Origin of the sequence: Acinetobacter sp. 809848 (assembly GCF_000581275.1) — a bacterium.
Lineage (GTDB): Bacteria > Pseudomonadota > Gammaproteobacteria > Pseudomonadales > Moraxellaceae > Acinetobacter > Acinetobacter pittii.
Genome location: NZ_JEXG01000013.1, coordinates 51,969 through 64,236 on the forward strand (window position 1 = coordinate 51,969; position 12,268 = coordinate 64,236).

The following is a 12,268-nucleotide window of genomic DNA, read 5'->3' on the forward strand; positions in this document are numbered from 1 at the left end:
CCTAATAAAAAAATCAATATATTATTGGGCATTCTATTCTGAAGCATGCCCCTTGTTTTTGCTCTACATAAGTGAGCTTTGCATGGTTTGCCTCACAAAAACTATGAGACAAATATAATCCTAAACCAGTTCCATTAATTTCGGTACTAAAAAATGGTTTAAATAATTGAGATATATCACGTTTTGAAACCCCTTCACCGTAATCGATCACATCAATATAAATTTTATTTGTTTGTGAATGGATATTGATCAGAACATCGGGAGAGTGGGGTGCATTGTGGCGTAGAGCATTCCTAACAAGGTTAATGAGCACTTGTCTGAGTTGCTTTTCATCAAACAATAGCTTTAAGGATAAATCAGAACTTTTAAGCTGGATCGCATGTTTAACATCAGATAAATCTTCATCTAATAACGTTTTTAAGAAGTCATTTAATTCAATCTGGATGGGATACGTTCTTTCACTGCGGGCAAGTCCTAACGTATCTTGAACAATACTATCAATGCGTTTCGTTTGCTTGCCAATCATATTGCGTAAAGTATTTTGCTGTTCCGCGTCACTATCTTTGAGTAATTCATTTGCTTGAACAATGGCTGCAAGAGGATTACGGATCTCATGTGCAATACTTGCTGAGAGTTGTCCTAAAGCAGCAAGTTTGAGTTGTTGAGCTTGCTGATTAATCTGCTGCGCATCTTGTAAGATGAGTAGTGTTAATGCTTGCTGCGGCACCAAAAGATGTTGCACTTTAATATTAATAGAGTAAGCCGACAGTCGAGACTCAAAAATAAATCGATCACCTTCTTTTAAGTTATCAAACTTAAGAATTTCAAATAAGTCAGCATGCCATTTTGCTAAGGGATATTTTTCACTGGCAAATTGAGGTGGAATTCCTAAAAGAGAGCAGGCGGCTGGGTTACTTAAAACAATGTCGTAGTTTTCATCTAGAACTAAATAGCCCTCTTCAATTTGTTCCAAGATATAGCGGTTAATATTTTGTAGTTGATAGAGTTCTATTGATTGATGGAAAGTTAGCGCTTCAAGTAATTTAAAGCGCTGGACCGCAATTTGTCCGATTCCATGTACTACAAAAAACAAGAATGCCAATAAGGCGCTATTACCAATCGTATTTAAATTATTGTAGTCAAATAAACTGCCAACGAAGCGTTGGTAAATAACCGCAATGACTGCAAGTAATGTAATGAGCAACGACATTCTTGCGCTAAGTAAAATGGCCGAAGTAAATATGGCAATAACATAGAGCAAGCTGAGTTGAAGATTGGGTTCGCCTACTGAAAATGTAAGTAAACTCAGACAGATAATATCAACTACAAAAAATAAAATGAGCTGCCTTGTTGCCTGAGTGGCAATAAACTTGAAGCATAAAAGTTGAAGAAGGCTTAAGAGCGAATAGCCGAGTAGTGTATAAGAATATAAAGTGGGTTGTTGTAGACTATTGTCGATTTGAGCATCGGTTAAAACCAAAATAATATTCAGGCTAACCGCAATAATAAGGCGATATAAACCATACCACGTGCCCAAACGAAATATCGTATGGGACAAGGATGAGTTTACGGGAAATTGCATGTAAGTCTGATTAAGGCTTGATCAGACCGTAACGAATCGCGAGATGAGTCAGTTTAACATCACTATCAATGGCTAGCTTTTCAAAAATACGGTAGCGGTAAGTATTCACTGTTTTAACACTTACAAAAAGTTTGTCTGCAATTTCTTGAGCGCTAATACAATTTACAACCATCATTGCAACTTGCATTTCTCGTTCAGAGAGAGAATCAAAAGGTGATTGCTGTGTATCGGATAAATAAGAACTTGCTAATTGCTCCGCAATATCGGCACTAAAGTATTTGCCGCCTTGCATCACTTTATTGATAGCCCGAACCATTTCGGTAATTGGAGCACCTTTGGTGATGTAACCTTTAGCTCCTGCTTTAAGCAAAAGAGAAGGGTAAGGTTCTTCTGCTAAGCCACTGACTGCAATCACTTTTGTATCTGGTGCGGTTTGCAGTAAACGACGTGTTGTTTCTACGCCGCCGATGCCAGGCATATTGACATCAAGTAGCACAACTTGAGGATGTTTCTGACGAACAATAGCAATTGCTTCTTCACCCGATTCGGCTTGTCCAATGACCTCTACATCGGCATGATCTTCTAACATACGGCAGATACCTGTACGTACAAGTTCATGGTCATCCACAACTAAAACTGTAATCAAGAAGACCTCCTTTCTTTCAAAAAACAAGTTTTTTGTTACATAAAGCAAAATTAGCTTGCAATGGAATGACAAAATTAGCAATCCTATTCTTATATAGTGAGCGAATAGTTGTGCACAATTGTGTCGGTAAAAGCGTTATACCTTATACCTCAAATGTAAGGCATAATTATAGTAAGCGCAAATGTGTATCACCCTGAGTCGAGTATTGTGCCGTGAAAAATTCTAAAAAGTCTTTAATGCATGTGCTAAGCATGTCTATTTTGCTTAGTTTGAGTTCAACAAGCTTTGCAGAACTCGTCAATAACCCGTCCTCAGGGAATAGTGGTACTGCAAGCTTAAATTGGTCTTCAGCTGATGCTAGCCAATTTTTAAATGATGAAGATGACGAACCTACTCCGCAAGGTTCAACATCGGTAACCACAACTTTGCGTGGTGGTAGCGCACCTAAAATTGTAGCATCTGCACCGAAGATTGCTCCAATCCGTGATACGTCTGGTTACAATGCCCAGCCGAGTGTAAGTGCTCGAGCTGCACTTGTGATGGACGCGCAAACTGGTGAAGTGCTCTACAGTAAAAATACTAACGCTTCTGTGCCAATTGCATCTATTACAAAGGTGATGACAGCGGTTGTAACGGCAGATGCCCGTTTAAACATGTCAGAAGAAATTACACTTGAGCAAATTGATTTTGCTGGTGCAGGTGGTAAAAACTCAAGTTCAACCTTACGTGTTGGTGACAAGATGAACCGTGCAGAAGTTCTTCTGTTCGCTCTAATGAAGTCAGAAAACCCAGCAGCAGCAGCTTTAGCACGTACTTATCCGGGTGGGCGTCCTGCATTCGTAGCTGCAATGAATGCTAAAGCTCGTGCCTTGGGTATGAGTTCGACTCACTATTATGAGTCAACTGGTTTAGATCCGCGTAATGTGTCTTCAGCACGTGACTTAGGAATTTTGGTAAGTACAGCTTCTCAATATGGCTTGATTCGTCAATTCTCAACCACACCGACTTATGATTTTAACTTGGGTTATCGCGTGTTGAAATCTAATAATACCAATGCTCTAGTGCGTAATGGTGGTTGGAATATTAACTTGTCTAAAACTGGATATATTAATGAAGCAGGTCGCTGTGTTGTAATGCACACGACTGTAAATTCACGTCCAGCAGTCATTGTATTACTTGGTGAACCAAGTACACAGGCACGTAATAATGATGCAACTAACTTATTGGGTTGGTTAAGTAATTTACCAAAACGTATTTAAGTTCAATATTCTAAAAACGCTTCTATCAAGAAGCGTTTTTTTATGGCTATAAAAAAGACATAAAAAAACGGCTGTTTAATACAGCCGTTTTTTTGAAAAATCAGATCTTACATATTAGATAAAATCGAATCTTTTACTTGGTCCATTGTTGCATCAATTGACAACATCACTGCATCAGCACATTGTTTGATTGCAGTGTCAGGATCTTTCAAGCCATTACCAGTTACTGTACATACAATTACAGAACCTTCAGCAATTTTACCCGCTTTAATATCACGGATCGCACCGCCGATAGAAGCAGCAGACGCTGGCTCAACAAATACGCCTTCATACATAGAAAGTAAGCGTTGAGCTTCTAAAATTTCGCTGTCTTGAAGTTCATCAAACCAGCCTTTAGAGTCACGTACTACAGCTTTTGCATGGTTCCAGCTTTGTGGATTACCAATACGGATTGCAGTTGCAACAGTTTCAGGGCTTTCAACTGGAGCGCCACGTAAGAATGGAGCTGCGCCAGAAGCTTGGTAACCCACCATAGTCGGTAAACCTTCTGGTTTTGGACCAGTGAATTGATCAGTAGCAGCATCATAAATCACTTGTTCAAACTGATCAGCAGGTTGGTTTGCTACAGCTTCGGTATAACCCATCCAGTGAGCGGTGATGTTACCTGCGTTACCTACAGGTAAGCAGTGGTAATCAGGTGCACGGCCTAAAGCTTCAACGATTTCATAAGCAATAGTCTTTTGACCTTGCAAACGGTAAGGGTTGATTGAGTTTACAATCGTTACAGGCGCTTGATCAGCGACTTCTTTTACAAGACGCATACCATCATCGAAGTTACCACGAATTTGCATAGTGATCGCACCATACATCATCGCTTGTGCCATTTTACCCATCGCAATTTTGCCTTCTGGAATCAAAACAAATGCTTTGATACCTGCACGTGCAGCATAGGCAGCAGCAGCAGCAGAAGTGTTACCAGTAGATGCACAGATAATCGCTTTAGAGCCTTCTTCAACCGCTTTGGTTACAGCCATGGTCATACCACGGTCTTTAAATGAACCAGTTGGGTTTAAACCCTCATATTTCACATAAATTTCAACATCTTTGCCAATAATACGTGGAATATTCTCAAGTTTAATGAGTGGGGTGTTGCCTTCACCCAAAGAGATAGCACGAGTAGTTGCCGAAACTGGCAAACGGTCACGATAACGATCTACAAGACCAGTATAACGATTGGCATTAGACATGATGGTGTTCCAATTAGAGGTGAAGCGGGAGAGGGAATCTTTCCCTCAACCTGATTAACTATCGAGCGATTCTAAACGAATTCTTACGATTTCGCCACGAATTGCAGGTAATGCTTGGATTTGTGCAAGAGCATCATCCATTTTTGATTCAACGATTGGATCAGTCAGAATCACGATTGGAATAAGGTCTTTTAAACGAGATTGTTGCATGATCGCATCAATACTAATTCCAGCGCGACTTAAGATGGTAGTCACATCTGCAAGTACGCCAGTTTGATCTTCTGCATTTAAGCGGATGTAGTAACCTGTGGTCATTTCTTCACGGCTTAAAATTGGCACATTGGTTAATGCTTCAAAAGCCAACTGAGGAATTGTTCCTGCGCCGTCTTCGGTATAAGAGATGTCACGAACAATATCAATAACGTCGGCAACAACCGCAGAAGCTGTAGGACCTGCGCCTGCACCCGCGCCGTAATAGAGTGTTGGACCTACGGCATTAGCTTGAACTAAAACAGCATTTTTAACGCCGTTTACATTCGCAATCAGCTGTTCATCTGGAATAAGTGTTGGGTGAACACGTAATTCAATACCTTTTTCAGCACGACGTGCAATACCAAGATGTTTAATGCGGAAACCAAGATCTTCGGCATATTTCACATCTTGCGCAGTGATTTTGCTGATACCTTCGGTATAAACCTTATCAAATTGAAGAGGAATACCAAACGCACAAGACGCTAAAATGGTAAGTTTATGCGCAGCATCAATACCTTCAACGTCAAACGTTGGATCTGCTTCTGCATAACCGAGTTCTTGAGCTTCTTTTAATACATCATCAAATGCACGACCTTTCTCACGCATTTCAGTCAGAATAAAGTTACCTGTACCATTAATAATACCTGCCAACCATTCGATATGGTTTGCAGCAAGACCTTCACGGATCACTTTAATAATTGGAATACCGCCAGCAACTGCTGCTTCATAAGCAATTTGCACAGCATTGTCTTCTGCTGCTTTAAATAATTCATTGCCATGTTCAGCGAGTAGCGCTTTATTTGCAGTCACGACTTGTTTGCCGTGTTTGATCGCTTCCATGATAACTTCGTAAGCAGGGTGGATCCCACCCATAACTTCTACAACTACATCAACGTCTGGTTGACGAACGATGTCAAGTAAATCGGCGCTTTGTTTAATCCCTTCCAATTCAAGATCTGGACGAGGGCGGCGTGTTCCAACGTGGGTAATTTGAATTTCTCGACCGGTGCGACGTTTAATTTCAGCGGCATTTTCTTGTAGTAGTTTAAGGGCTCCTCCACCTACGGTTCCTAGACCGAGTATTGCCAGGCGAACTGGTTTCACGTCACACTCCATTCATCATTTAATCATTTAGTTGAAGCTAGATCATAGCTAAAAAAAACGCCAGACTCTAGCGCTTTTAGTGCTTGTTCAATGAATTAGAGTGCGATGTTTGGAAAAGAAGAGTAGATCAGTCTTTAAACAGAGGTTGTTTAAATATTAATTGTTGAAAAAACAAAGCGCTGCGATCAGAGCAGCGCTTTTTAAAAGAGATAGATGATTAATCATTCATCAGCCTAAAGGATGTTATTTATCCAGACGTTTAATTAATTCATCCGGTGTTAGGTATCCACCTAAGTACTCACCATCAACATTGTAAATAGCCGGTGTTCCATTTACACCCATGTTTAAGCCAAGTTGATATTGTTCACGGACAGGGTTTTTACATTGAGCAGGTGGGATATTGATACCTTGTACTGCTTGGTTAAAGGCAGCTTTACGATCTGCACTACACCATACAGCTTCCATAGTTGGCATAAATTGTTCACCGCGTGGCCAAGCGATATAGCGTACCTCAATACCTTTTTCATTAATTTCAGGTAAATGCTCATGTAATTTGTGGCAATAAGGACAGCTTGCATCGGTAAACACATAAATCACATGTTTAGCCTTACCACCTTTAGCTGGGTAAACGATCAAATCTTCATTTTTTAAAGCAGCCAGATGCTTCTTGTTTTCTGAAGCTTGAAGATTATCGCCGATATTATGCAGTTCTTTACCGCCTAAACGGATGACATCACCTTGAATCAGGTATTTACCATCACTGGTTGTATAAATCGACGTCATTCCTTCGAGATTTACCCAATATAAGTTAGGCACTTCAGTAGGCTTGATATCTAAAATTTTGGCGTTGATGTTTGCACTCTTAAATTGTTTTTGCAAAGTTTCAATTAAACGCTGTTTCGCATTGCGTTCAATGATGGTTGAAGCTTCCCCAGTAGCAGGTGCGGTCGCAGTGAGCGCATCTTCTTTTTGTGGTTTGTTTTCTTTAGAACAAGCACTGAATAACAGGCTAGAAGCCAAAGCACAGGCAAGAAACAGTTGAGATCGGGTAAAAGACATAGATAACCCTTATTTCATCAGTATTTATAGTCAGAAGCTGCTAAGCATAACAAAAAATCTAGTGTGTATTGTTAAAACTTTCTTAACCTTTGTGAACGAAATCAATTGATTGTTGGGTGTATTTCAAATAATAAGTTTTAAATTTTTTAACCTCTAGGATGATGTTTTTCATGCAATTGTTGCATTCTCACTTGTGCTACATGTGTGTAAATTTGAGTAGTTGATAAGTCACTATGACCCAATAACATTTGTACTACGCGTAAATCGGCGCCGTGATTGAGCAGGTGTGTTGCAAAGGCGTGACGTAAGGTGTGAGGTGAGAGTTCAGCTTGAATATTGGCTTGTAAGGCGTAACGCTTAATGGCATACCAGAAGTTCTGACGGCTCATAATTCCGCCGTGTTGAGTTAAAAAGAGATAGTCAGTAGAGCTTTTATAGAGTTGAGGCCGAGCATCCTGCAAGTAGCGTTCTACCCATTCACAAGCAAATTGCCCTAGCGGGACCAAACGCTCTTTATTACCTTTACCAGTAATTCTTAAATAGCCTTGTTTTAAGTTAATAAGTTCTAGGCGCAAGTTCAGCAGTTCTGAAACACGTAAACCACATGCGTAAAGAACTTCAAACATTGCCCGATCGCGTAAACCCAGTTCTGTATTAATGTCTGGAGCCTGAATCAGTGCTTCGACATCTTCTTCTGATAGATCTTTGGGTAAGGCTCTGCCAATTTTGGGAGAATGATGGGTTGCTACAGGATTATCGCTTCGTAATTTCTGTTCACGTAAAAATTTGTAAAACTGGCGTAGGGCAGATAAGCAACGAGCAATCGAGCGTGGGCTTTTTCCAGCTTTAGTCAACTCAATCAAAACATCAGCGATATCATCACTTGTCCACTCCGGAAGAGCTAATTTTTTATGAAGTTCACTGCATTGAATAAGGTCGGATAAATAAGCATTACGTGTATGTGGACTTACCGTCTGAGCAACGAGATAGTCACGAAAACCTTGTAAAAAGCTCAAATGTTCAGGAATTTGAACAGGGCTTGGAATACGCGGTTTTTTATTCAACATACACTAGATCCTCTAAACTTCTGTACTGTAAAAGAAACTTTAAGGTTTGTCGATTAAACTAGATAAGAAGTGAAATTTAACCTTATTTGGTAATTATTCTCATTTATATGTATACTATTAAAAAAGGTTTAGGATCGGATGCGGTGCGTTTATCAGCTTTAAAAGTGAAGCAAGCGGCGACCATCACCAAAGTGAATCGGATAGAACTAGAGTCCGAGCAGCAAGATTTGGTCGCAATTCGTTTGGAAAGTCTGGGCTTTGTACCGGGCACACGAGTGGAAGTGATTACCAAAGGTATTTTTGGTGGTGATCCGATCTTAATCCAAATTGGCTTTACTCGTTTCGCTTTACGTAAAGCAGAAGCGGAAAAAATTGAAATTCAAGTAGAAGAAGGAGTACCCGCATGAGTGATGCGTTACGTATTGCCCTTGTGGGAAATCCTAACTGTGGTAAAACCTCTCTTTTTAACCATTTAACCGGAACTCGACAAAAAGTTGCAAACTATGCAGGCGTAACGGTCGAGCGTAAGGTTGGTCATTTTCAGTTGCCTTCAGGCCGAGCAGTGCGTGTACTTGATTTGCCGGGTACATATAGCCTTAATGCCACCAGTCCTGATGAAGTAATTACCCGTGACGTGTGTTTGGGTAAAATTGCAGAAGAAGGGCAGCAAGATGCCTTTTTATGTGTGGTTGATGCCACTAACTTAAAATTGCATTTAGGACTAGTACTCGAAATGATCGAGTTGGGTCGTCCGATTTTACTTGTACTGAATATGATGGATGAAGCGCGTCGTCGTGGCATCCAAATTAATACTCAAAAGTTATCTCAGCGTTTGGGCGTACCAGTTGTTGAAACAGTTGCCGTCCGTAATGCGGGTATTGAAAATTTATTACATGCCCTTGATCAAGAAAAATATAGTGTGCCACAAACTGAACTAAGTGGTTTAACTGGAACTCATCATCAAAAAATCGATATGATTTTTAAAGATGTAGTTCATTATGTTGATCAGGGAGATAAGCGTACTGATTTTCTAGATCGAATTTTCTTACATCCGGTTTTGGGCCTACTTAGCCTTGCGCTCATGATGTTTATTGTGTTCCAAGCAGTTTTTGCATGGGCAGCTCCATTCATGGATGGTATTGAAGGCTTCTTCGGCTGGCTTGGTGAGGTAGTGGGAACTGTGATTACCCAACCTCTACTGCATAGTTTAGTTGTTGACGGAATTATTGCAGGTGCGGGTGGCGTAGTTGTGTTCTTGCCACAAATTTTGATCTTGTTCTTCTTCATTTTAGTACTCGAAGAATCAGGCTATTTACCGCGTGCAGCATTCTTACTTGATAAATTAATGTTCCAAGCGGGCTTAAGTGGTCGAGCTTTCATTCCTTTACTTTCAAGCTTTGCTTGTGCAGTACCGGGAATTATGGCAACGCGTAGTATTAGTGACCCTCGTGATCGTTTTACGACCATTATGGTTGCGCCTTTAATGACTTGTTCGGCACGTTTACCCGTCTATGCCTTGCTGATTGCTGCCTTCATTCCAGAGAAAATGGTCTGGGGTATTTTTAACCTGCAAGGTTTAGTGCTTTTTGGTCTGTATATGGCTGGTATTGTGAGTGCGCTTTGCGTTTCATTTTTAATGAAGTTTTTGCAAAAAGATAAATCGCAACATGCTTTACTGCTAGAGCTACCAAGTTATCGTTTTCCTGATTTAAAAAGTGTGGGAATCGGTTTATTGGATCGTGCAAAGATCTTCTTGAAACGCGTCGGCGGAATCATTTTTGCGCTCTCTATTTTGCTTTGGTTCTTGTGTACTTTCCCGCAGCCACCAGAAGGGGCGACATTACCTGCCATAGATTATAGTTTTGCAGGTATGCTCGGACATCTTATCCAACCTTTATTTGCTCCAGTTGGTTTTAACTGGCAAATCTGTATCGCCTTAATCCCAGCTATGGCTGCTCGTGAAGTGGTTGTCGCGGCATTAGGTACAGTTTATGCCTTGTCTGCAACAGATGATGATGCTGTGGCACAAGGTTTGTCACATCTGATTAGTGCAGATGGAACAGGTTGGTCTTTGGCAACAGGTTTATCACTTTTAGTGTGGTTCATTTATGCTCCACATTGTTTGGCAACACTGGCAACGGTACGTCGCGAAACAGGTTCATGGAAACATGTTGCAGTTATGACTGCATATCTGTTTGGTTTAGCTTATTTTGCATCGTTTGTTACCTATCAAATTGCTTCCCACTACTGGGGCTAAAGCAATAAAGGAGGTTGTATATGGTTCAATATCTGATTATTGCGGTTTTAGTGATTTGGAGTGCTGTAGTTGTTTTTAAGAAAGTATTTCCAAAAACAGCAAATTCAGTCTTTTCTTCACTCTCAGCATTTTGCGAAAAGCAAGGTTGGGTAACTTTGGCAAAATGGCTTAAACCGAAAATAGCCTTTGGTTGTGCTGGCGGTTGTGGGTGTTCAAGCGAAGATAAACCTACCAATACAGTTCAAGAAATTAAGCCGATTAAATGGCAATAAATTTAGTATTCCTTGTTTCGTTTAAAAAGCCATCATATTGATGGCTTTTTTACGCACTGACACAAAAAAAGATGAATAAAGTTCAAACTGAAAAAGCATTCAAAACAGCAAAGTGCTAACATTTTTGCCATTCTGTCGATTGATAAATTGTGGGGCAAAAATGTTAATACAACGTGGTGGGTTAAAAGTTGTAGCAGGCTTGGGAATATCAGGCGTTTCTGCTGTAAATTTCCTGCATGAACAAGGCTACCAAGTTGCAGTAACAGATTCTCGTCCCACGCCACCAGGGCATGATCAGATCCCAGCTGGTGTTAAAACCAGTTTCGGTCAACTTGACCAAGAATTATTATTACAAGCAGAAGAAATTATTTTAAGCCCAGGCCTTGCACCGCAATTACCGGAAATTCAGGCAGCTATTGCTAAAGGTATTTCTGTGGTAGGTGATATTCAATTATTACGCCGTGCAACTGATGTGCCTATTGTAGCGATCACTGGCTCTAATGCTAAAAGTACAGTAACGACTTTAATTGGTTTAATGGCTAAAGATGCGGGTAAGAAAGTTGCTGTGGGTGGCAATCTTGGACGCCCAGCTCTAGATTTATTAAAAGATCAACCTGAATTAATTGTAGTTGAGCTATCAAGTTTTCAGCTAGAAACCACGTCTCACTTAAATGCTGAAGTTGCTGTGGTTCTCAATATGAGTGAAGACCACTTAGATCGTCACGGCAATATGTTGGGTTACCATCAAGCAAAACACCGTATTTTCCAAGGCGTTAAAAAAGTAGTATTTAACCGTGATGACGCTTTAAGTCGTCCTCTCGTTCCAGATACAACACCAATGCAAAGCTTTGGTTTAAATGCACCAGATTTAAATCAATATGGTGTTTTAAGAGATGGCGATGGCACGCTTTGGCTTGCGCGTGGTTTACAGCGTTTAATTAAAAGCTCAGATTTATATATTCAAGGCATGCACAACGTAGCAAATGCTTTAGCTTGTCTAGCATTAGGTGAGGCAATAGGCCTGCCTATGGAATCTATGCTTGAAACCTTAAAACAATTTAAAGGCTTAGAGCATCGCTGTGAATATGTAAAGACTGTGCATGATGTACGTTATTACAATGACTCTAAAGGCACTAACGTTGGTGCTACGCTTGCAGCAATTGATGGTTTAGGCGCTGCCATTGAAGTGAAAAAAGGAAAGGTTGCCTTGATTTTAGGTGGGCAAGGTAAAGGTCAGGATTTTGGACCATTACGTTCTTCTATCGAAAGATATGCCAAAGTTGTGGTATTGATTGGTGAGGATGCTTCGGTGATTGAACAAGCAATTCAAGGCGCAACCAAAATTTTACATGCAGCAACGCTTAAAGAAGCTGTAGAGCTGTCTCAACGTGAAACACAGGCAGAAGATGTGGTGTTGTTATCACCAGCATGTGCAAGTTTTGATATGTTTAAAAGTTATAATGACCGTGGTCAGCAGTTTGTTGCCTGCGTCAATTCGTTGGTTTAAAGAAAACATGATTAGG

The 12,268-nt window shown here is 40.4% G+C and carries 11 protein-coding genes; 5 read left to right on the forward strand and 6 right to left on the reverse strand.

The window, feature by feature from the left end; genetic code table 11:
• Nucleotides 1-13: 13 nt before the first annotated feature.
• The gene (locus J536_RS13360) at nucleotides 14-1,582 is read right to left on the reverse strand and encodes a sensor histidine kinase (protein ID WP_005065716.1); all 1,569 of its coding nucleotides are present in this window, start codon (nucleotides 1,580-1,582) and stop codon (nucleotides 14-16) included.
• A 10-nt stretch (nucleotides 1,583-1,592) separates the two neighbouring features.
• Complete coding sequence (locus J536_RS13365) at nucleotides 1,593-2,228, reverse strand: response regulator (RefSeq protein ID WP_002121174.1); 636 nt, start codon at nucleotides 2,226-2,228, stop codon at nucleotides 1,593-1,595.
• A 212-nt stretch (nucleotides 2,229-2,440) separates the two neighbouring features.
• Here J536_RS13365 and pbpG point away from each other — a divergent pair, with 212 nt between their 5' ends.
• The gene (pbpG, locus tag J536_RS13370; protein WP_005065720.1) at nucleotides 2,441-3,487 is read left to right on the forward strand and encodes a D-alanyl-D-alanine endopeptidase PBP7/8; all 1,047 of its coding nucleotides are present in this window, start codon (nucleotides 2,441-2,443) and stop codon (nucleotides 3,485-3,487) included.
• A gap of 107 nt (nucleotides 3,488-3,594) precedes the next feature.
• On the opposite strand, the gene thrC is transcribed toward pbpG, so the two are convergent.
• The 4 genes from thrC to xerD form a co-directional block, all read right to left on the reverse strand.
• On the reverse strand, nucleotides 3,595-4,734 hold the full coding sequence (thrC, locus tag J536_RS13375) for a threonine synthase (RefSeq protein ID WP_002048893.1): 1,140 nt from the start codon (nucleotides 4,732-4,734) through the stop codon (nucleotides 3,595-3,597).
• A 54-nt stretch (nucleotides 4,735-4,788) separates the two neighbouring features.
• Nucleotides 4,789-6,090, reverse strand: coding sequence for a homoserine dehydrogenase (locus J536_RS13380; protein WP_002121263.1), 1,302 nt, complete (start codon nucleotides 6,088-6,090; stop codon nucleotides 4,789-4,791).
• A 243-nt stretch (nucleotides 6,091-6,333) separates the two neighbouring features.
• On the reverse strand, nucleotides 6,334-7,149 hold the full coding sequence (locus J536_RS13385) for a DsbC family protein (RefSeq protein WP_005065723.1): 816 nt from the start codon (nucleotides 7,147-7,149) through the stop codon (nucleotides 6,334-6,336).
• A gap of 146 nt (nucleotides 7,150-7,295) precedes the next feature.
• The gene (xerD, locus tag J536_RS13390; protein WP_032063102.1) at nucleotides 7,296-8,216 is read right to left on the reverse strand and encodes a site-specific tyrosine recombinase XerD; all 921 of its coding nucleotides are present in this window, start codon (nucleotides 8,214-8,216) and stop codon (nucleotides 7,296-7,298) included.
• A 143-nt stretch (nucleotides 8,217-8,359) separates the two neighbouring features.
• Here xerD and J536_RS13395 point away from each other — a divergent pair, with 143 nt between their 5' ends.
• The 4 genes from J536_RS13395 to murD all read left to right on the forward strand — a co-directional run bounded on the left by J536_RS13395 (nucleotide 8,360) and on the right by murD (nucleotide 12,252).
• The gene (locus J536_RS13395) at nucleotides 8,360-8,623 is read left to right on the forward strand and encodes a FeoA family protein (RefSeq protein WP_002121198.1); all 264 of its coding nucleotides are present in this window, start codon (nucleotides 8,360-8,362) and stop codon (nucleotides 8,621-8,623) included.
• Nucleotides 8,620-10,473: a ferrous iron transporter B gene (gene feoB, locus J536_RS13400; RefSeq protein ID WP_005065732.1), complete on the forward strand. Its 1,854-nt coding sequence runs from the start codon at nucleotides 8,620-8,622 to the stop codon at nucleotides 10,471-10,473. The genes J536_RS13395 and feoB overlap by 4 nt, the downstream gene beginning before the upstream one ends.
• Nucleotides 10,474-10,493: 20 nt before the next feature.
• A complete protein-coding gene (locus tag J536_RS13405) occupies nucleotides 10,494-10,745 on the forward strand; it encodes a DUF6587 family protein (RefSeq protein ID WP_005065734.1) in 252 nt (83 codons plus the stop codon).
• Nucleotides 10,746-10,905: 160 nt separating this feature from the next.
• Complete coding sequence (gene murD, locus J536_RS13410; protein ID WP_032063103.1) at nucleotides 10,906-12,252, forward strand: UDP-N-acetylmuramoyl-L-alanine--D-glutamate ligase; 1,347 nt, start codon at nucleotides 10,906-10,908, stop codon at nucleotides 12,250-12,252.
• Nucleotides 12,253-12,268 lie beyond the last annotated feature (16 nt).

Coding starts and splice junctions, on each gene's coding strand:
- J536_RS13405 (WP_005065734.1), top strand. CDS start 10,494: ATGGTTCAATATCTGATTATTGCGGTTTTAGTGATTTGGAGTGCTGTA.
- thrC (WP_002048893.1), bottom strand. CDS start 4,734: ATGTCTAATGCCAATCGTTATACTGGTCTTGTAGATCGTTATCGTGAC.
- xerD (WP_032063102.1), bottom strand. CDS start 8,216: ATGTTGAATAAAAAACCGCGTATTCCAAGCCCTGTTCAAATTCCTGAA.
- J536_RS13360 (WP_005065716.1), bottom strand. CDS start 1,582: ATGCAATTTCCCGTAAACTCATCCTTGTCCCATACGATATTTCGTTTG.
- J536_RS13385 (WP_005065723.1), bottom strand. CDS start 7,149: ATGTCTTTTACCCGATCTCAACTGTTTCTTGCCTGTGCTTTGGCTTCT.
- murD (WP_032063103.1), top strand. CDS start 10,906: ATGTTAATACAACGTGGTGGGTTAAAAGTTGTAGCAGGCTTGGGAATA.
- feoB (WP_005065732.1), top strand. CDS start 8,620: ATGAGTGATGCGTTACGTATTGCCCTTGTGGGAAATCCTAACTGTGGT.